Annotated in this window: 18 protein-coding genes and 1 tRNA gene; 12 read left to right on the top strand and 7 right to left on the bottom strand. The window is 58.3% G+C overall.

The annotated features are described in order from the left end of the window. The first annotated feature begins 299 nt into the window (after positions 1-299). Complete coding sequence (locus HF945_RS05585; RefSeq protein WP_290524758.1) at positions 300-1,949, top strand: hypothetical protein; 1,650 nt, start codon at positions 300-302, stop codon at positions 1,947-1,949. A gap of 165 nt (positions 1,950-2,114) precedes the next feature. Here the strand turns inward: HF945_RS05585 and HF945_RS05580 are convergent, their stop codons facing one another. Next, positions 2,115-3,662: an adenylate/guanylate cyclase domain-containing protein gene (locus HF945_RS05580; RefSeq protein ID WP_290524757.1), complete on the bottom strand. Its 1,548-nt coding sequence runs from the start codon at positions 3,660-3,662 to the stop codon at positions 2,115-2,117. Between the two features lie 155 nt (positions 3,663-3,817). Here HF945_RS05580 and HF945_RS05575 point away from each other — a divergent pair, with 155 nt between their 5' ends. The 3 genes from HF945_RS05575 (at position 3,818) to HF945_RS05565 (ending at position 5,039) form a co-directional block, all read left to right on the top strand. Then, positions 3,818-4,375 carry a nitroreductase gene (locus HF945_RS05575; RefSeq protein ID WP_290524756.1) on the top strand — a complete coding sequence of 186 codons (558 nt, stop codon included), beginning with the start codon at positions 3,818-3,820 and terminating at the stop codon, positions 4,373-4,375. Further along, a complete protein-coding gene (locus HF945_RS05570) occupies positions 4,372-4,809 on the top strand; it encodes a YiiD C-terminal domain-containing protein (protein WP_290524755.1) in 438 nt (145 codons plus the stop codon). Before HF945_RS05575 ends, HF945_RS05570 begins: the two co-directional genes overlap by 4 nt. A gap of 142 nt (positions 4,810-4,951) precedes the next feature. Continuing rightward, positions 4,952-5,039: transfer RNA gene (locus HF945_RS05565), tRNA-Ser, on the top strand. 394 nt (positions 5,040-5,433) lie between these two features. Here HF945_RS05565 and HF945_RS05560 read toward each other — a convergent pair. From HF945_RS05560 to HF945_RS05545, 4 genes are all read right to left on the bottom strand, one after another. Then, a complete protein-coding gene (locus tag HF945_RS05560) occupies positions 5,434-5,715 on the bottom strand; it encodes a hypothetical protein (RefSeq protein WP_290524754.1) in 282 nt (93 codons plus the stop codon). A gap of 103 nt (positions 5,716-5,818) precedes the next feature. Next, positions 5,819-6,838: an AraC family transcriptional regulator gene (locus HF945_RS05555; protein ID WP_290524753.1), complete on the bottom strand. Its 1,020-nt coding sequence runs from the start codon at positions 6,836-6,838 to the stop codon at positions 5,819-5,821. Between the two features lie 388 nt (positions 6,839-7,226). After that, the gene (locus tag HF945_RS05550; protein ID WP_290524752.1) at positions 7,227-8,369 is read right to left on the bottom strand and encodes an acyl-CoA desaturase; all 1,143 of its coding nucleotides are present in this window, start codon (positions 8,367-8,369) and stop codon (positions 7,227-7,229) included. An 18-nt stretch (positions 8,370-8,387) separates the two neighbouring features. Next, a complete protein-coding gene (locus tag HF945_RS05545; protein ID WP_290524751.1) occupies positions 8,388-9,512 on the bottom strand; it encodes an FAD-binding oxidoreductase in 1,125 nt (374 codons plus the stop codon). Positions 9,513-9,697: 185 nt separating this feature from the next. On the opposite strand from HF945_RS05545, the gene HF945_RS05540 reads away from it, so the two are divergent. The 3 genes from HF945_RS05540 to HF945_RS05530 all read left to right on the top strand — a co-directional run bounded on the left by HF945_RS05540 (position 9,698) and on the right by HF945_RS05530 (position 14,014). After that, positions 9,698-10,348: a TetR family transcriptional regulator gene (locus HF945_RS05540; protein ID WP_290524750.1), complete on the top strand. Its 651-nt coding sequence runs from the start codon at positions 9,698-9,700 to the stop codon at positions 10,346-10,348. 148 nt (positions 10,349-10,496) lie between these two features. Beyond that, entirely contained in the window at positions 10,497-11,369 is an 873-nt protein-coding gene (locus HF945_RS05535; RefSeq protein ID WP_290524749.1) for a MaoC/PaaZ C-terminal domain-containing protein, read from the top strand. Between the two features lie 989 nt (positions 11,370-12,358). Next, positions 12,359-14,014: a DEAD/DEAH box helicase gene (locus tag HF945_RS05530; protein WP_290524748.1), complete on the top strand. Its 1,656-nt coding sequence runs from the start codon at positions 12,359-12,361 to the stop codon at positions 14,012-14,014. 152 nt (positions 14,015-14,166) lie between these two features. Here HF945_RS05530 and HF945_RS05525 read toward each other — a convergent pair whose 3' ends face one another. Continuing rightward, entirely contained in the window at positions 14,167-14,382 is a 216-nt protein-coding gene (locus tag HF945_RS05525) for a dodecin (RefSeq protein ID WP_035235004.1), read from the bottom strand. 183 nt (positions 14,383-14,565) lie between these two features. Here HF945_RS05525 and HF945_RS05520 point away from each other — a divergent pair, with 183 nt between their 5' ends. Continuing rightward, the gene (locus HF945_RS05520; RefSeq protein ID WP_290524747.1) at positions 14,566-15,081 is read left to right on the top strand and encodes an Hsp20/alpha crystallin family protein; all 516 of its coding nucleotides are present in this window, start codon (positions 14,566-14,568) and stop codon (positions 15,079-15,081) included. Positions 15,082-15,547: 466 nt separating this feature from the next. Here HF945_RS05520 and HF945_RS05515 read toward each other — a convergent pair whose 3' ends face one another. Beyond that, positions 15,548-16,264, bottom strand: a complete 717-nt coding sequence (locus tag HF945_RS05515) for a nitroreductase (RefSeq protein WP_290524746.1) — start codon at positions 16,262-16,264, stop codon at positions 15,548-15,550. A 57-nt stretch (positions 16,265-16,321) separates the two neighbouring features. Here HF945_RS05515 and HF945_RS05510 point away from each other — a divergent pair, with 57 nt between their 5' ends. The 4 genes from HF945_RS05510 to HF945_RS05495 all read left to right on the top strand — a co-directional run bounded on the left by HF945_RS05510 (position 16,322) and on the right by HF945_RS05495 (position 21,169). Then, positions 16,322-16,822: a DUF1643 domain-containing protein gene (locus HF945_RS05510; RefSeq protein ID WP_290524745.1), complete on the top strand. Its 501-nt coding sequence runs from the start codon at positions 16,322-16,324 to the stop codon at positions 16,820-16,822. A gap of 81 nt (positions 16,823-16,903) precedes the next feature. After that, on the top strand, positions 16,904-17,356 hold the full coding sequence (locus tag HF945_RS05505; RefSeq protein WP_290524744.1) for a DUF3429 domain-containing protein: 453 nt from the start codon (positions 16,904-16,906) through the stop codon (positions 17,354-17,356). Positions 17,357-17,588: 232 nt separating this feature from the next. Next, complete coding sequence (locus tag HF945_RS05500; protein WP_290524743.1) at positions 17,589-19,904, top strand: fatty acid cis/trans isomerase; 2,316 nt, start codon at positions 17,589-17,591, stop codon at positions 19,902-19,904. A gap of 389 nt (positions 19,905-20,293) precedes the next feature. After that, complete coding sequence (locus HF945_RS05495; protein WP_290524742.1) at positions 20,294-21,169, top strand: putative selenate ABC transporter substrate-binding protein; 876 nt, start codon at positions 20,294-20,296, stop codon at positions 21,167-21,169. Positions 21,170-21,171: the final 2 nt, after the last annotated feature.

Below are 21,171 nucleotides of genomic sequence, written 5' to 3'. Positions count from 1 at the left end.
CACCTCAAGAGGTACTCCTACAGTCGGCACAAAAGGCTTTTCTGGAATCCTTACCTCGCTTAGGCTCGGATCGCGGTCGAACGACCGCTCCTACAGCGGCTTATCAGGTTCCCAAGCCGCCGAACTCAACGATCTGAACCTCTTTTCCGTTCTTCGCAAAACCCCGGGAACTTTTTCTGGTTTCCCTATCGGATCAAGCGTAGCTCATAGCTCGGCTCCGTCACGGCACTGTCATCTTTTTTTTACATACTCCCTTCGTCCAAATTTTCGAATTTTCGCCTAATCCATCTGGGGGGTTTATGGTGGATGCAGTATCGTCGCCGCGCGCTCAGCTTGTTGAGCTGCTTTGGCAACTGAAACAGAACTTTGATCAGGAAAATGACAGCAGCCTGCGCTTTGTGCATTTCAACACGCTGCTCAATGACCCGGTATACCGGGCTGAAATCATCAAGCGAGCCACCCAGAGCGATAACCGCAAAATACGTGCGCTCGGCATCAAGCTGGAGCAGGCCAACCGCGACGGAGTGTTGCTGCACAAACGGCCGGTAACGGCTACCCCTCCGGTGACCAATCCGGACATCGCCGAGACGCTGGGCCAGCGTCAATCAGATAACGGCTCCCGTCTTACCCGTCGCATTACTTATGTCTGGCTTGCCCTTGCCGCGCTGACCCTGGGCGTGATCGGCTATTTCGGATACAAGCCTCTGCATGAAGCCCTGGCCGGGCGTCATGTGGTGACCGGTCCGCTCACGGGCACCCACACCTGGACGGCGAACACCACCTGGATTCTGGACGGCATTGTCTATGTGGAAGACGGCAGCCTCACCATTGAAGCCGGCACCCGCATCGAGGGGCGTCCCGGATCCGCACTGGTGATCACCCGCGGCGCCAACCTGTTTGCCCGTGGCCAGCAGAGCGCGCCCATCGTGTTCACCAGCAACCAGGCCATGGGCACCCGTACTGCCGGGGACTGGGGGGGCGTGGTCATGCTCGGTAGCGCCCCGGTCAATGTGCAGGACGCGCAGATCGAGGGGATTCCCCACGGTGATACCCGGGGGCAGTTTGGCGGCACGGATGCGGCGTCGTCCTGCGGTGTCATGGAATACACCCGCATCGAATACGCCGGCTTCGAGGTGTATGCCAACAACGAACTCAACGGCCTGACGCTGGGCGGCTGTGGCAGCAACACCATTATCCGCAATGTTCAGGTCCACCGCGCCCTGGATGATGGCATCGAAGTGTTTGGCGGCACCGTCAACCTCAAGCATGTGGTGATCACCGGTGCCGGCGACGACTCCCTGGACTGGGACATGGGATGGCGTGGCAATGTGCAGTTTCTGGTTGCCCAGCAACACCCCAATCTGGGCGATAACGCCTTCGAGGGGGACAACCTGAAAGCCAACCCGGACGCCAGCCCCGTTTCCGAACCAACGCTCTACAACCTGACGCTGATCAGCCCACGCAGTCATGAGAAATACCACCGCGCCATGACCCTAAAGGTAGGCACCGGGGGACATTTCCATAATGTGATTATCGATGGCTTTTCCGGCGAGACCATCGATATCAAGGGCGCAGAAACGGTTCAACGCCTCACCGATGGTCAACTCACCTTCAACAGCATGATGGTGCACAAGGTGGGTAGCCGCGGCCTCACCTTCTTCGATGCGGAGAACCTGGACAGTGATGATGACGGCGGCTTTGACGAACGCCGTTACTTCCAGAGCAGCGCGGTCAACGCCCAGTTCGGCACGGATCCCCTGCTCACTCGCGACGCCTACAGCCTGTCCCACCCGGACTTCGCACCGGGCGCCCGCTCACCGGCACGCAACGGCGCCAGCAGCATCCCGCAGGGCGAGTTCTGGGATGAAGCCGCAGACTATCTGGGCGCCATCCGCCCCGGCAGCGTACAGAACTGGACCGATGACTGGACGAGTTATCCGTTGAATTAGAAAAGCGGCAAGCTTCAAGCTACAAGCCGCAAGCTAAAATCAAAAAAGCCACGCCCTTGGGCGTGGCTTTTTGCATTAACAACTCTCAGCGCGGAGCAACAGCATCTGTCGTTGAGGGAGACATGTCCTCGCGTTGTAGCTTGCAGCTTGAAGCTTGTAGCTCCTTCAAACCCGCACCTGCGTCTGCACCCGCTTCGCTGCACGGCCCATCATTTCGATGATGCGGTCGCGTTCGCGTTGCTTGATGGCATTGCTGTCCACGTGCAGGCTGAAACCTTCGGCTTCATAGTTCACTGCTACGGCAATCTCCTTCTTGAGTTCCGAAGCAGAGCGAGCCAGAGTCTTGAGGATGGTGTTCTTGTCGAAATTGCGGACGCGCTCCACATCCAGGTGTATCCCGAAGCCGTTGGTTTGAGCAGAGACATAACGGTTCCTGGCCCCCGCATCTTTCTTGGCGCCCATGGCCTCGAAGACGGGAATGGGACGGTTGAATCCTTTCACCTGAATGTCGCCCATGTTGCGACACTGGATGCGGTCCTTCACCAGTTCCTGGGTGGCCTCGGAAATCAGCACCCCACCCGGGCGGCAGGCCGATTCGAGACGGCTTGCCAGGTTCACATCGGTGCCCAGAATGGTGTAGTCCATGCGCGAATCGGTGCCAAAATTCCCCACCGTCACATAGCCGGTGTTGATGCCGATACGGATTTCCAGCTTGTGGTCGATGCCCTCACGCTTCCAGCGCTGGCGCAGCAACTTCATCTGCTCCTGCATCTCGATGCCCATCATGACGCAACGGTAGGCATCCTCGTTGGCCCCTTCACTCTTGGGATCACCAAAGAACACCATCACCGCATCGCCAATAAACTTGTCGATGGTGCCGCCGTGCCGCAGGGCAATGCGGGTCATCTCGCTGAGGTAGCTGTTGAGCATGCTGGTCAGGGTTTCCAGCGGCAGCTCCTCGGAGATGGCACTGAATCCCTTGATATCCGAAAAGAACACCGTCAGCCGTTTACGACGGGTTTCCAGCTTGGCATCGCGCTTGCCGGAGAACATGGAGCCCCAGATCTGCGGCGGCAGGTACTTTGCCAGCTTGCGGGACAACTCCACCGCCTGCTGTTGCTGACGCCGCACCAACTCCTGGGCCTGCTTCAGGTAACGGGCCTGGTAATGGACAAAGGCCGACGACGCGCCTACATAGACGCCCAATCCAAGCAATGACACTGCGGTCATTACCGCCGGCATGGGTGCCTGGGGAGAAATGAACGGGAATCCCAACAGCGCCCCCAGCGTGGCGGCACCAATGGCCGTCATCAACAGGTTAAGTAGCCAGGGCTTCAGACCGCCACTGGCCACCGCATTGGCATGAACAATGATCAACAACACCAGCGAAGGCACCAGCGCAAAATGCAGCAAGGCACAGGTCATGCCGATAATGAACGCATCCGACTGCATGAGCGTCTGGTGGGCCACTTTCTCTGGCAGGTCCTGACGATGCGCCAGAAACAAAACACCCTGGGCCAACAACGGATAAGTCAGCAGGCCGGCCACCCCCAGCAGATACAACTCGGGGTAGAGCCCCAACTTGAGCCCCACCACCAACATCAGCACGGCCACGAGGAAGGCGAGCAGTCGGATATAGTTGGCTTGTCGGCGTGCCCGCTCCATGGGCCCGATCTGGGGACGGCGAGCTTTCTTTTTAGTCGTGGAGGTCATGTGATCCGCTTCACGGAGTTTTTGAGAAGCTTAGCGCTTTCCCGTCTAAGAAAAAAGACTGGGGTGACCAGCGTCATGAAATTCAGCGCTGACGCGACGGGTGTGACTGATTTGCATTTCAAGCTACCATTGCCGCCTCGTTACAGGAGCCATGAATGGACACCATCACTGCCCTCACCACCCGTGTATCCAGCCCCCGGTTACAGGAACCCGGCCCCAGCGACAGCCAGCTCGACATGCTGCTGCGTGCGGCGATCCGTGCACCGGACCATGGCCTGCTGCGCCCGTGGCGTTTTATCGTCCTGACTGGCGATCAGCGAGAGCGGCTCGGTGACATCATGGAAGCACAACTGCTGGAAGAACAACCCCAGGCCGACAAGCGCACCCGGGAAATCGCCAGGAACAAGGCCCTGCGCGCGCCCACCATCGTGGTCGCGGTGGCTGAGATCACTGAAAACCACAAGATCCCCGCCTGGGAACAGATGCTCGCCGTCGGCGCGGCGGTCCAGAACATGATGCTGGCTGCCTACGAGTTAGGCATTGGTGCCATGTGGCGCACCGGGGCCATGGCCAACTCGGATCTGGCCAAAACCATGCTGGGCTTTGCCCCCAAGGATCAGGTTATCGCCTATCTTTATCTAGGCACCCCGGCCAGCAGCCTGAAAAGCCTGCCAGACGAATCCCCTGTTGATTTCATCCGCGAATTACCATGATTTCACTGGATGACCTGGCCAATCAGGTGCGCGCGGCCATCCCGTTGACCCGCCACCTGCATTTTCACTTTGCCAATTTTGATGGCGACCGACTGGTGGTCGACGCCCCCCTTGGCCCCAATCACAACGACAAGGGCACCTTCTTTGCCGGTAGCCAATCCGCCCTGCTCACCCTGTCTGGCTGGAGCCTCACCACCCTGCTCGCCCACCAGTGCGGCTACCCGGCAGACGTGGTCGCCGTGGAAACCGCGCTCAAGTACACCCTGCCCCTGGACTCGGATCTGCACATTACTGTGACCACAACCCAACAGGATCGCTTTGCACAGCGCCTGGCCGAACGCGGCAAGGCCATACTCCCCATCGAGGCCATTGGCCGTAGTGATGAGGGCAATACAGTGTGCGAGTTCAGCGGCGTTTTTCTGGCACGTCGCTGAAATTGCTCAAAGCCTGAACAACCGGCCATCAGGCACTTGCCAGCACCGCCCCCCTCCGGTACTCTACGCGCCCTCAATAGAGAGCAAGGCATTCGGCCCACAGGCCTTGCTCCATCACTGCCCGGCAGTGAAAACAGTTTAAGGTGAGGTGTCCGAGTGGCCGAAGGAGCACGCCTGGAAAGTGTGTATACGGAAACGTATCGAGGGTTCGAATCCCTCCCTCACCGCCAATACAAAAAAGCCCCGCAATGCGGGGCTTTTTTTGTGGTTCATCGCGGATTTCCGGGAAAGCCCCACCTTTCCGTAGGAGCCTGCCTGCAAGCGATCCGAGCGAGAATAAGCAGCTTCGAGATGCGCTTCTGGAATCCTTACCTCGCTTAGGTTCGGATCGCCTGCAGGCAGGCTCCTACGGGTTCTAACGAAACAAGTGCCAGCTGCATCTCAGTTCCTCGCTGTCGCTCGGTTCGCGCCTCAAGCGGCGCTCCTACAGCTTTCCCGAGCGTTTGCGCGAGAATCGCGAGCAGGCTCGTTATTCGCTGCGCTCACCCTTCGGGCCGCACTGCGTGCGTTACTCCGCTGCGCTACGTTCCTACAGCGGCTTCGTAGCAATGCAGTAGCTCGTAGCTATCGATTCTTCCAGATTCTGGCGACCGCCTGGTCCGTCCCCAATCCGGCGACAATGACACACACCAGCCCTGCCCCACCAAAGAATATCGCCGGAATAAAGCCGCCCGACAGGCCGGAGTTCAACGTCATTCCCAGCGACGCGCCGGACAAGATAATGAACAGCACGGCCACCGCGGCGAGAATTTTCCGGTAGGACGAGCGATAGACGTATTTCTCCTCATCCTCCGTCTCGAACAGGGCAAGAATCGGGAAACACAATTTTCGCAGGAATGCCTTCACATGGTTCTCCAGTAAACAGGCAGGGGCTGTACTCCAGACAGCAAAAAGGCGCAGAACGCGCCTCTTGCTGTTGCAATATTCAAGCCGGCAATCGGGCAGGGCCTTAACCAGCCGCCGCCGCGTCCTCTTCCGCCTTGAGCTTGCGGTACTCGATGGGAGTCATCCCCACCCAGCGCTTGAAGGCACGATAGAAGGTGGACGGTTCAGAAAAGCCGGTGAGGTAGACAATCTCGTCGATGGACTCATCGGTGCCCGCCAGCAGACGCTTGGCCAGGCGGCAGCGGTAATCCGCCACCAGCTGGTTGAAGTTGGTGCCGGCATCAGCAAGTCGGGTGCGCAACTGGCGCGCCTTGATGCCAAGACGTTCCGCCACTTCTTCCAGGTTGGCATGGCCGGATTCCAGCAGTTCCCCGATCAGACGATTCACCTGCGCCACCAGATCCTGCTTTTCCAGCCGCGCCACCTGCTCACTCGCCAGCTGCTCATGCAGCTGCAACAGCTCCGGTTCGTGGTGCGCAGAAGGCAGATTCATGACGCTGGCGTCGAAATACATACCCACGCTGGGCATGTCGAATTTCACGCTGCAGTCGAACAGGCGTTGATACTCGTTGAGATCCGCGTGGGGGGAATGGCCGAAATGAATTTCCAGCGGTTCGAAGGCACCATCGGTGACAAAACGGAAGAACTTGATGATGCCCATCATCATGCACTCATTGAGATGGCTGAGGCGCTTGCTCCAGATCATCTGCTTGAGGAACACCCGATCACCTTCTTCGAAAAGTTCACCCTGGGCGGCATCAGAGAGCAGGCGCTGGTAATCCAGCGCACGCTTCAGCCCCTCACCAAAAGTGGGGCTGGAAAGAAACAGGTACTCCAGCACCTGCCCCTTATAAACAGGAATATGCTCACCCAGGTGCAGACCGATATGTTCATCACCAGACACCTTTTCCAGCGCCTGCCAGAACCACTCCTGGGCATCATGGGGGGTGCGCAGATCCGGCACCTGAAGAATGGATTTGTCCAGACCGACTTCTGCCAAAACGGCATCGGCATCAATACCGGCGTTTACCATGGCCCTGTAAGCCATGCGCAACAGCACACCGGAATCCGTCATTTCTGCCATGCGTTCGCCTTGTCCCCGAATAAAAAATGCTACTCTCGAAAGGGGCTGCAACCGTATAGATAGATGTCGCTGTTGAGGCTGAAACGCCCTCAATCTAGGCGCGCAGAGAGATGTTTGGTTTGCTCCAAATGAACGAGGCGCAACAACGAGTGAGGGCATTTCAGCCTCAACCCGAAGGGCTGGGCTCCTTTTCCCGCCCAGCGGCGTTATCGGTCGGTCATGTAAGAGGAACTACACCTCTCTCCCTCTGCCTTGCTGGACGAAAAAATGAACTCCAGCAGCGATATCTATCTATACGGTTACAACCCCAGTGAGAGTAGCACAAGGTTGGCAGGGCCGGAACCAGCTAACCGGCCTCTACCGGGTGCCCAGGGCACTGACTATTGGGTCACGCGGCTTTACGTGTAGTTGACTCGGATTCACCCATCAGCGAGATCACTTTGCCACGCAGTCCCTTGTCGCCTGGCTTACCTTTGCCGGGCAGCGCCATCTTGAAAATACGCTTCCAGACACTCAGCGACTGCTTCATGAAAGAGCCGGTGTTATAAGGCAGGCCATACTTCTCGCAGATCGCTTTCACTTCCGGGGAGATGGCGGCGTAACGGTGCGCCGGAATATCCGGGAACAGGTGATGTTCGATCTGGAAGCTCAGGTTACCGCTCATGATGTGCATCAGGCGGCCACCTTCGAAGTTGGCAGAGCCCAACATCTGACGCACATACCAGTGACCGCGGCTCTCATCTTCCAGCACGGATTCGGGGAACTGCTCCACCTCTTCCGGGAAGTGCCCATTGAAGATCACCTGGGAAGACCACAGGTTACGCGCCAGGTTGGCGGCCACGTTACCGGCAAACACGAACGGGAAGAACGGACCCGCCAGCGCCGGGAACAGCAGGTAATCTTTCACCAGCTGCTTGCGCATTTTTTTCCAGGTGGGTTTGAATTCCGCCTTCAGCTCTTCCTTGGTCTTGGTCTTGTAGATCAGGTAATCCTCCAGCTTGAGGCTCTGTACAGCTACAAAGTGCTGGAAAAAGGTGGAAAGAATCACCGCCAGGATCGGGTTCAGAATGAAGCGCGGCTCCCACGCCTGATCATCGGACATGCGCAGAATGCCATAACCAATGTCGTGGTCCTTATCGAGCACATTGGTAAAGGTGTGATGCTCAAAATTATGAGTATGCTTCCACGCCGTATTGGTGCAGGTGTTGTCCCAGTCAAACTTGCGGGAGTTGATTTCCTTGTCACCCATCCAGTCGTACTGGCCGTGCATCACGTTGTGGCCAATTTCCATGTTGTCCAGGATCTTGGCCGCTGACAGACAAGCCACACCAGCCAGCCACGCCGGCGGCAGGAAGCCGGCAAACAGCAGGCCGCGACCCGCCACTTCCAGCTGACGCTGACGCTTGATCAAGTTACGGATGTACTTCTCGTCCTTCTCGCCCAGGTCGGCGATTTCACGGTTGCGGATCGCGTCCAGTTCCTGGCCGATGCTTTCGAATTGTGCCGGGGTCAGGGTGCTGTAAATACTCATGATGCTGACTCCTTTCCTTTAAATGTCCAGGGTCACCGTGCCCACCGGCACGCTGACGCAAAGTTGAATGTCTTCTTCATCGCCACTGCTGATCTCACCGGTGCGCAGGTCGCGCACCTTGCCGGCGGTCTTCTTGCAGGTGCAGCTGTAACAAATACCCATGCGGCAGCCGGATTCCGGATTCAGGCCTGCGGCTTCTGCCTGCTCCAACAGGCTGCTGCCGTCATTGGTTACCAGGGTCTCGCTGCGTACAAAACGCACTTCGCCTTCAGCAGATTCACTGTCATCCACGACGGCAGTGGCGAGCGTAAACTGTTCTTTGTGAAGTCGGTCACTGATGCCCTGCTCTTCCCAGACCTTTTCCACCGCGGCCATCATCGGCGGCGGGCCACACAGAAATGTGGTTGCCTGTGCAAAGTCCGGAACAGATTTGAACAGGTGTTCACTTGAAAACAGACCGCTCAGCTCACCCTTGTCCTGCGCATCCGCAAAGGCACGGAGCACGGTGACATTATCGAAACGGGCGGCAATGTCGGCCACTTCGTCCGCATAGATCATGTCGTCCGCGCGGTTGGCGTAATGCAGGAAGGTAATATCTCCCTTGTAGCCCTCGTCACAGAGAGTACGCAGCATGGACATCACTGGCGTGATACCGCTGCCGCCACTGATCAACAGAACCCGGTCAGGACGCTGGGCCGGCAGGGCGAACTCACCGCCCGCCTGGGACAGGGTCACCACCTCTCCCACCCGCAGGCCTTCCCGCAGGTAGCGAGATACAAAGCCGTCGGCATGGGCTTTCGCGGTTAACTCAATGGTGCCGTCCTTGCGATGCAGGGAGTTGGCCGGCGAGTAACAGCGGGTGTGAAGCTTGCCGTTGATGCTGACCGTCAGCTGCACGAACTGCCCGGGAATGAAGCCTTCCCAGTTGCTATTCGGCTTGAGGGTCAGGGTCACACTATCCGCCGTCAAATGTTGTACGGCATCCACCCGGGCACGCACTTCCGTGGCCGACCACAGGGGGTTAAACACTTCCAGGTAGCGATCTACACCATGTGGGTAGCTCAATACCTCAGCAACACGGGACTGCAGCAGGCGGTTAATGCCTTGCTGAAAACGATGGGATGTCTGTGTTGTTGCGCTCATGGGAAAACCCCTTAAAGTGAACAGTTGTGCTCATTTTTATTTGCGCCGGACTTTTTGTCAACACCTGTACACTAAAAAAATAAAACCCTTCCGTTTTAAAGACTTACAGCCGTGATTTCTGAAGCTGTTGCATCACAGCCCCACAAAAGAGAGAATTTACAGCGTATTTTTGGAGACAAGACTCGATGACCAGAGAAGCCAGCAGCAAAACCCGCAAGCCCAAACGGGGGCAAACCCGTGAGGCATTGATGGCGGCAGCACTGGATCTGGTGGTCAAGAAAGCCCCCTTTTCGAGTCTCAGCCTGCGCGAAGTCACCAAGCGCGCCGGCGTGGTGCCCACCGCGTTTTACCGCCACTTTCCCGACATGAGCGCCCTCGGGCTGACCCTGCTGGACGAGTCCTTCCGGACCTTGCGGCAGATGATGCGTCAGGTTCGCCAGGAACAAACCCCTGACGAAAACATGCTGCGCGGCTCCGTGGAGACCTACTTCAATTACGTCCGCGAGAATCGCGCCCACTTCCTGTTCGTGGCCAAGGAGCTGTTTGGGGGCACGCCCACCATGCGCAATGCCATCCGCCGCGAGATCCGCATGTTCACCAACGAACTGGCCATGGACATGGCCCGCTTTCCGTTCCTGAATCACTTCAGCTCGGAAGACCTGCAGATGATGGCGGCCCTGGTGGTCAACAATGTCACCGCCCTCACCCAGGAAATGCTGGAACTGGAAGAGAGCGATGATTTCGGTCAGCAACAGGTCTTGATTGCGGCCGAGAAGCAGCTGCGCCTGATTTTCCTGGGGGTAACCCAGTGGAAATCCTCCCAACCCAGCAGCTGATTCGAACAAACGCGGCGGTGATTAAGCTGCCGCTGTAGCCGGCTGCTCGGCCAATAGCACCCCCATTTCCCTGCTCTATACTGCGTTCCATTCATGGCCTTAGCCGGGCCAAGCTTTCGCCCCATTTGCAACGTGAAAGGAACCTGTAATGAGCGAAGTCACCTTCCGCGAACTGCGTAATCCACCGCCCATGGTCGTCAACTTTGCCAAGGCCGTGCTGCGCGCCACCGTCAAGCCGGGCAAGAACCCTTCTTTGCCGAATACCGGTCTCCGTCTTAATGATGTGGCCCTGGACGAGAAGCACCTGGCGGCCTATCGCAAGGTGTGTGGTTTCGCAGCTGACGGCAAACTGCCGGTGACTTATCCGCACATGCATGCGTTCCCGCTGCACATGGCCCTGATGATGACCGACGACTTTCCGTTCCCGGCCATGGGTCTGGTGCACGTTCGCAACAGCATCACCCAGTACCGCCCGATCAGCGAGAAAGAACAGCTGAACGTGAAGTGCTACCTGGGCAACCTGAACAAGGTGGATAAGGGCTACGAGTTCTCTATCTTCACCAGCATCAGCACCGGCGGTGAGCGAGTATGGGAAAGTGAGTCGGTGAATTTCTTCCGCTCCGGCGGCGGTGGTGGCGGCAAGAAGAAGGAAGCCGCCAAGCCGGAACCGGCCACCAACACGGTTGAGTGGAAAGTACCCGGCGATACCGGCCGCCGCTATGGCGCCGTCTCCGGTGACCGTAACCCGATTCACCTGTACCCGTTGTCTGCCAAGCTGTTCGGCTTCAAGCGCCAGATCGCCCACGGCATGTGGTCCAAGGCGCGCTGCCTGGCCGAGCTGCAGAACCAGCTGCCGGAAACGGCCTTCACTGTGGACGTGCAGTTCAAGCTGCCCATGTTCATCCCCGCCACCGTCAAGTTCGAGAACGTGGCAGTGAAAGGCGGCAGCGACTTCCGTCTGTTGGCCAAGGACGGCATCAAGCCGCACCTGGCAGGCCAGATCCGGGCGGTGGAAGGCTAAAAGCCAGACGCCTGACGAATAAAAGGCCCGCCCGGGAGACTGTGCGGGCCTTTTGCGTATTTGAGGCTGGTGTCCCGTAGAGTCATTTGCTCTCCCTGTAGGCGTTCCCTTCCAGGGGACGAACCGTGCTCAGCACGGCGACCGAAGGGAGGTCTTCTTTCTGCAATTCGAAACCGTCTCTGGAATCCATACCTCGCTTAGGCTCGGATCGCCTGCAGGCAGGTTATTCGCTGCGCTCACCCTTCGGGCCGCACTGCGTGCGTTACTCCGCTGCGCTACGTTCCTACAGCTATCGCGAACGTTTGCGCGAGAAAAAACGCCAATGCCATCAGCACGGCAGCTTCCCCGTTAGAGTGAGTCGAGGAACGGAAGGATCTGGCGGCGTAGAGCAAAAAACCTGTCTGAGCGGAGCGAGTCTTTTTTGCGTCCGCCAGATCGTGAGTACCGGAGTGTGCCCGCGGAGCGGGCCGAACGGAGTCGGGGTAAGGGGGCGGAAGCGGGGGTTTGCAAAACATGTTTTGCCCGCTGGAGCGCCATTCCCATACCGGGGAATGGCCGGAACGCCAGAGGGGGAGCCAGTTCCCCCTTTGGGCCAGTCCGGCGAGGACAAACACCTTTATCGGTGCGATGAGACATCAGCAGGAGTCATGTCAGCCAGGCGGGAGCCACCACCACCGCAGGTTCGCACCTCAAGTTCCTGAAGTTCGATCCGCGTCTCTGGAATCCTTACCTCGCTTGGACTCGGATCGCCTGCAGGCAGGTTATTCGCTGCGCTCACCCTTCGGGCCGCACTGCGTGCGTTACTCCGCTGCGCTACGTTCCTACAGCGACTCCGTAACTACCTCCTGAGCGATTCAGGATTTCCGGTCTGGGCGATAGCCCTCAGCTGGAACTGGCGAAATAACGTGCAATTTTCACACGATGCGCGTATGATTCGCGCTCTTCGCTGGGGATCCCCCAGCCCTTCCCCTCCTATACATAGGTAAATCATGTCAGATTCCCGTGCCGGGTTCGCCACTCTTGGCCTGCCCGAGGTTTTGCTCTCCGCTATTGCCCGACAGGGCTTCGAAGAGCCGTCGCCGATTCAGGCGCAAGCCATCCCGCTGTTGCTCGATGGCCACGATTTGTTGGGTCAGGCCCAGACAGGTACCGGTAAAACCGCTGCCTTTGCCCTGCCCCTGCTTGCCCGGCTGGATGCCAGCCTGCGTGAACCGCAGATGCTGATCCTGGCCCCCACCCGCGAACTGGCTATCCAGGTCGCCACTGCCTGTGAAGAATTTGCAGCCGACATCAAGGGCCTTCAGGTCCTGCCTATCTATGGTGGCGGTGAATACCGCACCCAGCTCAAGGGCCTGCGTGGCGGCGCCCAGGTCATTGTCGGCACCCCCGGCCGCGTCATGGATCACATGGAACGCGGCTCCCTGAAACTGGATAATCTGAGAGCCCTGGTTCTGGATGAAGCCGACGAAATGCTGCGCATGGGCTTTATCGATGATGTGAAATGGGTCCTCGAGCGCACCCCGGACGACTGTCAGCTGGCGCTTTTTTCCGCCACCATGCCGCCGGTTATTCGCAAGGTTGCAGACCAGCATCTCAAGAACCCCCAGCGGGTTCAGATTGATGGTGGCAGCGCCACAACCTCAACCTCCATTCGCCAACGTTTCTGGCCAGTGGCCGGGTTGAACAAGCTGGATGCCTTGAGCCGTATTCTGGAAGCCGAAGATCACGACGCCGTGATCGTGTTCGTGCGCACCAAGCAGGCCACCCTGGAACTGGCCGAGCAGCTCAACCGCCGCAACCTGCGTGCCGACGCCCTCAATGGCGACATGCAGCAGCAGCAGCGGGAAAAGACTGTTCAGCGCCTGAAAGACAAACGTTTTGATTTGCTGGTCGCCACCGACGTGGTTGCCCGTGGCCTGGACGTGCCGCGCATCACCCACGTGATCAACTACGACATGCCCGGTGATCCAGAGGCCTACGTACACCGCATCGGCCGTACCGGCCGTGCCGGCCGTCAGGGTGATGCCATCCTGTTCGTGAGCCGTCGTGAGCAGCACGTTCTGCGTCAGATCGAGCGCGTCACCCGCCAGAGCATCGAAAAGATGGCCCTGCCCTCCGTGGACGACCTCAATGCCAAGCGCATTGCCGGTTTTCAGGAGCAGCTGGCCACCCGCCTCCAGGATGGCAACATCGACGAGACCCGTGCCCTGGTGAAGCAGATTGCCGAAAGCATGGACCTGTCCGGTGAAGATATGGCCGTGGCGCTGGCCGCCGCCATGTTCCACCGCGAACCGCTGATCCTCAAGGAACCCAAGTTCGTCAAGCAGGTACGCGAACCCCGTGAGCGTCGTGAGCGCCGTGCCAATGGCCGTGACGATCGTGGCGGCCCCCGTGGCAAGCGTCGCAATGACAAGCCCATGCGTCAGTACCGCATCCAGGTCGGCCACGATCACGGCGTCAAGCCGGGCAACATTGTTGGCGCCATTGCCAACGAAGCCAAGCTGCCCAGCCGCCTGATCGGCCCGATCAAGATCCATCAGGACCACAGCACCGTGGAACTGCCGGATGATCTGTCCCCGAAGCAGCTGCACACCATCCGCACCGCGCGGGTCTGTCAGCGCTCTCTGGGGCTGGAAGCGGTTTAACGGAAAGCAACACGCTTCACGCAACAAGCAACAACGCGAGGCCGGGTTGTACCTGGCTGAGCGTCTGAAGCTTCGCGCTGCAGGCTGAAAGAAAACCGCGCCAATTGGCGCGGTTTTTTTATTCCTTGTAGCTTGAAGCTTGTAGCTGCTGTTCAGGATCCCGAAATCCGGAACCCCACCTTCAGACACACCTGATAGTGCCCCACCTTGCCATCGACGATATGGCCGCGGGTTTCGGTGACTTCGAACCATTCGGTGAGGTCCAGGCTTTCGCTGGCGGTGCTCAGCGCATTTTCAATGGCATCCTCGATGCTCTTCTTTGACGAGCCTACCAACTCCACCTTCTTGTAAACATGATGGTCTGACATCGTTGCTCTCCTTTTCAGGAAATGTGCCCCCATCCTGCGCCCTTGATCCACCGGATAACAACCCGTCCCCGTCATGACATCGATCAAAAAACAGGCAATTCACCATTGAAACGCCGGGCCTTTTGCCTCAGAACAGAAAGTACAGCAAGCCACAATCTGACCACACTGTCAGGAGTCAACGCGATGGATATGCACAAAATGACACCCTGGAACTGGTTGAGTGACGAAAGCAATCGGGAACGCCCCCTGCCCCAGCGCCAACCCCGTCACCCGCTGCTTCGCTGGGAGCGAGAATTTGATAACTGGTTTGAGCAGATGCTGGGCGATATGGCCTGGACAACGCCTGCGCCACGGGCCCAGCCCACCGCCCCGTTTCGCCCCAATCTGGATATTCTGGAGCGGGACGACCACTACCTGATTACCGCTGAATTGGCCGGGGTGGAAAAACAGGATCTGGAAATCACGCTGGATAACGACCGGCTGCAGATCAACGGCCACAAGCAGGAAGTACAGGAAACGGATCGTGACGGTTACCACTACAGCGAGCGCCGCTTTGGGCACTTTCAGAGAATACTGTCACTCCCCGCGGACGCCGACGGCGAAGAGATGAATGCGGTGTTTCACAACGGTGTGCTGTCCCTGACCATTCCCCGCCATGCACAACATGGCCATGGCCGGAGGAAGATCGAGATTCATTGAGCGACGTAGCAGGCCGCACGGCGGGATGGTTGAACTGCAGGAACGTGTGCTGCGGAGTAACGTACGCAGTGCGGCCCGAAGGGGGAGCGAAGCGAATAACTTTGCTCTTCTTAAGACGAAAAGCGTCTCTGGGATCCTTACCTCGCTCAGGCTCGGATCGCTTGCAGGCAAGCTCCTACGGGTTCAAAAGAGACCTGTGCCAACAGCATCCCAGTTCCTCGCTGTCGCTCGGTTCGTCCCCTGGAAGGGAAGTTATTCGCTACGCTCACCCTGCGGGCCGCACTGCGTGCGTTACTTCGCTACGCTACGTTCCTACAGCGGCTTCGGAGAAAAGCCGAAAACCCTGGAACTTTTCGGCCGTTTTTAATCCAATCAAGCGTAGCTTGTAGCTTGTAGCTTGTAGCTTGTAGCTTGTAGCTTGTAGCTTGTAGCTTGTAGCTTGTAGCTTGTAGCTTGTAGCTGACAGCTACTTCTCCTTGATCAACAGCTCTTCCAGCGGTGCGCGGCCGGGGCTGAAGGTGTTGATGGTCTCGTCGGCTTCGTAGCCCAGGGACAGACCGCACAGCAGCTTGTAATGGCCGGGGATGTGAAAGTGCTTCTCCAGCGGCGAACGCCAGATAGCCAGCGCCCCCTGTGCACAGGTGGCCAGCCCCGCATCGGTAGCCGCCAGCATCAAACTCTGCAGAAAGATGCCCGCATCCAGTGGGCTGTACACATCCAGGCCCTCATGGACAAAGATGAACAAGGCTACCGGCGCGTTGAAGAAACTGAAGTTTTCACGCATCTGTTGATGACGGCCAAGCTTGTCGCCTCGCTCGATTCCCAGCAACTCATACAACTTCTGGCCAGTGGCGTTTCGGCGCGGTTGCAAATCTTTCGGGTAGTTGGTGACCGGGCGAAAATCCCCATCCGGAACACCGTCATTGGTGAGCTTTGCCTTGAGCTGCTGGAATTTAGAGCCCCGTGCCAACGTTACCAGCTGGTCAAACATGGGCGGCAGGGTCTTGCGCAAATCTTCCAGCACCGCCCCTTTCGCCACCGCAATTTGATAGGGCTGGGTATTCGACCAGCTAGGCGCCGACGAGGCAGTGGTAAGTAGTTCGGTAAGCAACTCGTCGCTCACCGGCGTGTCTGAAAACGCACGCACACTGTGGCGCTGGGCCATCGCGTCCTTGAATTCCATGGGGCACTCCGTGGATAGCAGTAGCACGACTATGCCAAATCCCTACAATAGCCGGCCATGACCAAGAACACCGATATTTTGCGACGCAGCGCCAACTTTTCCCGCTGCCGGCAATACCGCTATGCCCTCTGGCGCCAGTGGGGCGACGGTGAGGATTTCATGTTGCTGATCGGCCTGAATCCCTCCACCGCCGACCACCGTCAGGATGACCCCACCATTCGCCGCTGCATGGGCTTTGCCCGCGACTGGGGATACTCCGGCCTGTGTGTGGCGAACCTGTTCGCCTGGCGCGCCACCTATCCCAGGGATCTGTTTGCCGCTCCCGAACCGGTGGGGCCAAAAAATGATCAATGGTTACGAAAGCTGGCACGACAGGCCGATCTGGTGGTGGCGGCCTGGGGGAACCTGGGGCACCACATGAACCGTGCCCATCATGTCGCCCACACCCTGCATGATCTGCATGCCATCCGGGTCAATGCCTCCGGCGATCCCGCCCACCCGCTTTATCTCCCCAAACACCTGACACCGCAGCCGTGGGCAGGGTACCAACGGGCCTGAAAACACGACCCAAGGCGCACTTCTTGTCTCAACCTTCACTTCTCCAACGGATAATGGGATGTCTATCTAAAGGGAAATGCCGTGTCCGAACCTCGTGCTGACAATATCCGCCGTACCCGCAGGCTGACGCTGATCAGTCTGGCGCCCATGTTTGTCCTGGCGGGGCTGGCCTGGTCGGCCACGTGGCGCGATACCGCCCTGATGGGACTGGTCGGTTACGCGGCCATCTCCCTCACCTTCGCAGGTGCCATACATTGGGGGCGGGTTTTGGGCCAGTTCGGGCAATCCAATCAGTTTCCCACCCAGCTTTTTGGTGTGTTCGCAGCTTTTATCGGCTGGGCAGGATTGATGCTGCCCCTGGAACTGTCCCTGCCCATGCTCTCCGCCGGCCTCATGTTTCTGTGGGGCACGGAACAAATGCTGTTCAATGACGAGCTGCCTCGCTGGTACGGCCAGTTGCGTACCCAGCTCACTGCCGGTGCGGTGATCGCCATGCTGATCGGCTGGGCCGCCGCCATGATGCCCATGTTCTAGGACGCTGGATCCCCGACGCCTGATGATTGGGGCTGAAACCTCAAGAGCAAAGGATCATCGCTCCACTCCCTGATTTCAGGAAAGCCTTTCTCTCGCTCCTGACCAAGAGGTTTTGGTTTTAGCGTCAGGCATCAGGCGTGGGGCATCCAGCGTAAAATCTACAATTGGCGTAGCTTGGCCTCTTCACCGTAGGTAGACTCAACTCAGTCTTGAGATCAGGGAGAGATAGCGAATGCGTCTGGTACAGAAACTGTTTACTGTCATGGCAGTGTCATTGACGGTGTCCACATCAGCAATGGCAGCCACACCCAGCTACCAGAAAGACATCCGCCCGATCTTCGACCAGAAGTGCCTGGCCTGCCACGGCTGTTATGACGCCCCCTGCCAGCTGAAGCTGGAGAACGTGGATGGACTGGACCGTGGTGCCAGCAAAAAGCCCGTCTACGATGGCGCCCGAAAAAATGATGCTGAACCCACCCGCCTTGGCGTTGATGCCTTGACCACCTCGGCCTGGCGCGACAAGGGGTTTTATTCTGTGGTGGACAGTGCCTGGGGCATGCGTGGCTCCCTGCTTTACCGAATGCTGGAGCTGGGACACAGTCACGACTTTGCCAGCAACGAGAAACTTCCCGACCACATTCAACTGGGTATCAGCCGACAAAATGTCTGCCCCAACCCGGAACAATTCGATGACTACGCGGATGATTACCCCAAGGAAGGCATGCCCCTGGCAGTGACCGGCCTCACCGACGAGGAATTCTCCACCCTGGAGCAGTGGATGCACGACGGTGCCCCCCGCGAGCCCGAAACGCTGACCCTGTCTGCGACGGAGAAGGAACAGATCCAGGCCTGGGAGGCGATGCTCAATGCGGAAGGCAAGCGCGAAACCCTGGTTGCTCGCTGGATCTACGAACACCTGTTCCTGGCCCATCTCTACTTTGGTGAGGAAGACGGCGACGCGCCGGACCACTTCTTCGAACTGGTACGCTCCAGCACCCCTCCCGGCGAACCCATTGTGCCAGTGGCCACCGTGCGCCCCAATGACGCACCGCCCAGCTCATTCTGGTATCGGCTGTCACCGATCAAGGGCACCCTGGTGCACAAGACTCATATCACCTTTTCTCTCAACCCGGAAAAACTGGCTCGCACCCGCAAGCAGTTCTTCGCTGGCGACTGGCAGGTAGAAACCCTGCCCGGCTATGACTATGAAGATCGTGCCAACCCTTTCCTGACGTTCGAACCGATTCCCGCCCGGGCCCGCTATCAATTCATGCTGGATAATGCGGAGTATTTCGTGCGCACCTTTATCCGCGGCCCGGTATGCCGTGGCCAGGTTGCCACCGACGTGATTCGCGACCAGTTCTGGGCAGTATTCCAGGATCCGGAGCAGGATCTGTACATCACCAACGAAACCTACCGCAACACGGTGAGCCCGCTGCTTGGCCTGCCCGGCCAGGATTCCGATCTGCTGGATCTGGGCCCGGAATGGATCAAGTACAGCGACAAGCGCAACAATTACCTGAAAGCGCGCCAGAAGGCCTACGCACAGCATGAACCTCGTGGACCAGGCTGGGAAAGCCTGTGGGATGGCGATGGCCACAACCCCAACGCCCTGCTGACCATCTTCCGTAATCACGACAACGCCTCTGTGCGCAAAGGGCTGCTGGGGGATTACCCCCTGACCACCTGGGTCATGGATTACCCCTTGTTTGAACGCACCTATTACAACCTGGTGGTGAATTTCAACGTGTTCGGCGCGGTGTCCCACCAGGCCCAGACCCGACTCTACTTTGATCTGATCCGCAACGGTGCCGAGCAGAACACCCTGCGCTATTTCCCCGCAGAGCTGCGCAAGCCCGTGCTCAATCACTGGTATCAGGATGGCGGGAAACTGCGTCTGAAGCTCAGCTACGCCAGCATTGATACCAGCCACCCCACCGGGATTGCCTTCCAGACCAGCACCCCGGTGAATGAATTCAATGCCAATCTGGTCAAACGCTTCAGCAACCTGAATGCCCGCCCTGACCCGTTGAACCGCTGCGACAGCGAGGAGTGTCACCGCGAGCAAGTGGCGCAATGGAAACAACAGTCGGACATCACCCTGAGCAAGCTGGCTTCCCGGCGCGCGGGTAATTTCAAGGCCATTTATTACCTGCCCGAAGTCACCATGATTCGTGTGGAAAGCCCCGCTGGCGAACAGGAAATCTATACCCTGTTCCGCAACCGGGCCCACAGCAATGTGGCGTTCATGTTCAACGAGGATATGCGCTACCAGCCGGAACTGGACACGCTGACACTCTATCCCGGGGTGCTTAGCAGCTACCCCAACTTCATGTTCAATGTGTCGCAGGGTGCCCTCAACGATTTCATCGAGCAGCTCAATGCGGTGGAAGATGAAGAGGACTTTACCCACTTGGTATCGCAATACGGTGTCCGCCGCACCCACCCGCAGTTCTGGGATTTCTTCCATGCCATGACCCGCTACATGGAAGTCAACGAACCCACCCAGGCCGCAGTGCTGGACATGAATCGCTATAAGAATCTGTGAATACGCTGGACGCTTGATGCTAAAAGCAAAACCGGTTTTTACCACAGAGCTCGCGGAGTAAAAGCAGGAACCCCCTGCTTACTCACGCGGTGGTGATGAATTTATGTGGGAGCGTGCTTGCACGCGAAGCCCTTGTTTCAGAGTGCTCAATTCGCGTGCAAGCACGCTCCCACAGAATCCCCGACAACATGACAGAGCCCCCGGGGCTTTCCTTGTAGCTTGTAGCTTGTAGCTTGTAGCTCGCGGCTCATAGCTAGTAGCTGCTTCGCCTGCCGGTAGCGCGCCAATAGCCCGGTTATATATACTCCCCCTGTCGCGTATGGCCGGGCCCGCGTCAAGGATCCATTCGTCTTCCGCCCGGTATGCCTCCCTATTGAACGGAGCTGACAATGCGTTTCAAGATTCTTGCCACCCTGCTGGCAGCGGTGCTGCTGTCTGCCTGTAGCGAACAACCCCACCTGGGGACATTCACCTTCACCGCCATTCCTGATCAGGACGAGTCCCAGCTGGAAAAACGTTTTGGCGTGGTGGCGTTGTACCTGGAAGAACAACTGGGTGTGCCGGTCAAATACGTACCCGTGAAATCCTACGCGGCCGCCGTCACCGCGTTCCGCAATGACGATGTGCAAATGGCCTGGTTCGGTGGCCTCTCTGGGGTTCAGGCTCGTCGCCTGGTGCCCGGTTCCCAGGCCATTGCCCAGGGGCAGGAAGATCCCAACTTCAAGAGCTATTTCATCGCCAACACCAGCACCGGGCTGGAAGCAGGCGACACGCTCACCGATGCTTTTATCGAGCAACCCTCCTTCACCTTCGGTTCCAAGGGCAGCACCTCCGGACGCCTGATGCCGGAATTCTATCTGCGCGAAACCTTCGGCAAGGCACCGGAAGCCCTGTTCGACAAAGTCGGTTTCTCCGGCGACCACAGCCGCACCATTGCGTTGGTACAGAGCGGCGCCTATGCCACTGGCGCAGTGAATTTCAAGGTGTGGGAGCGTGAGCTGGAAGAAGGCAAGATCGACACCAGCAAGGTCAAAGTGATCTGGGAAACCCCCGGCTACCCGGACTATCACTGGACCGTTCGTGGCACCCTGGACCACAAATTCGGTGAAGGCTTCACCCAGAAAGTGAAAGACGCCCTGCTGGCCATCGAGGATCCGGTACTGCTCAATGCCTTCCCGCGCGAGAAGTTCATCCCCGCCAGCAACGCGGACTACGCTCCCATCGAAGAGACCGCTCAGGACATCGGACTGCTGGACGCGCCCTGATC

The organism is Alcanivorax sp., from assembly GCF_017794965.1.
Lineage (GTDB): Bacteria > Pseudomonadota > Gammaproteobacteria > Pseudomonadales > Alcanivoracaceae > Alcanivorax.
Note: the sequence above shows the minus strand (reverse complement) of the source record. Positions and strands in the feature narration are given on the sequence as shown.

Excerpts from the sequence above, each read along its gene's own strand:
- HF945_RS05585 (WP_290524758.1), top strand. The coding sequence starts at position 300 with ATGGTGGATGCAGTATCGTCGCCGCGCGCTCAGCTTGTTGAGCTGCTT.
- HF945_RS05580 (WP_290524757.1), bottom strand. The coding sequence starts at position 3,662 with ATGACCTCCACGACTAAAAAGAAAGCTCGCCGTCCCCAGATCGGGCCC.
- HF945_RS05575 (WP_290524756.1), top strand. The coding sequence starts at position 3,818 with ATGGACACCATCACTGCCCTCACCACCCGTGTATCCAGCCCCCGGTTA.
- HF945_RS05570 (WP_290524755.1), top strand. The coding sequence starts at position 4,372 with ATGATTTCACTGGATGACCTGGCCAATCAGGTGCGCGCGGCCATCCCG.
- HF945_RS05555 (WP_290524753.1), bottom strand. The coding sequence starts at position 6,838 with ATGGCAGAAATGACGGATTCCGGTGTGCTGTTGCGCATGGCTTACAGG.
- HF945_RS05550 (WP_290524752.1), bottom strand. The coding sequence starts at position 8,369 with ATGAGTATTTACAGCACCCTGACCCCGGCACAATTCGAAAGCATCGGC.
- HF945_RS05545 (WP_290524751.1), bottom strand. The coding sequence starts at position 9,512 with ATGAGCGCAACAACACAGACATCCCATCGTTTTCAGCAAGGCATTAAC.
- HF945_RS05540 (WP_290524750.1), top strand. The coding sequence starts at position 9,698 with ATGACCAGAGAAGCCAGCAGCAAAACCCGCAAGCCCAAACGGGGGCAA.
- HF945_RS05535 (WP_290524749.1), top strand. The coding sequence starts at position 10,497 with ATGAGCGAAGTCACCTTCCGCGAACTGCGTAATCCACCGCCCATGGTC.
- HF945_RS05530 (WP_290524748.1), top strand. The coding sequence starts at position 12,359 with ATGTCAGATTCCCGTGCCGGGTTCGCCACTCTTGGCCTGCCCGAGGTT.
- HF945_RS05525 (WP_035235004.1), bottom strand. The coding sequence starts at position 14,382 with ATGTCAGACCATCATGTTTACAAGAAGGTGGAGTTGGTAGGCTCGTCA.
- HF945_RS05520 (WP_290524747.1), top strand. The coding sequence starts at position 14,566 with ATGGATATGCACAAAATGACACCCTGGAACTGGTTGAGTGACGAAAGC.
- HF945_RS05515 (WP_290524746.1), bottom strand. The coding sequence starts at position 16,264 with ATGGAATTCAAGGACGCGATGGCCCAGCGCCACAGTGTGCGTGCGTTT.
- HF945_RS05510 (WP_290524745.1), top strand. The coding sequence starts at position 16,322 with ATGACCAAGAACACCGATATTTTGCGACGCAGCGCCAACTTTTCCCGC.
- HF945_RS05500 (WP_290524743.1), top strand. The coding sequence starts at position 17,589 with ATGCGTCTGGTACAGAAACTGTTTACTGTCATGGCAGTGTCATTGACG.
- HF945_RS05495 (WP_290524742.1), top strand. The coding sequence starts at position 20,294 with ATGCGTTTCAAGATTCTTGCCACCCTGCTGGCAGCGGTGCTGCTGTCT.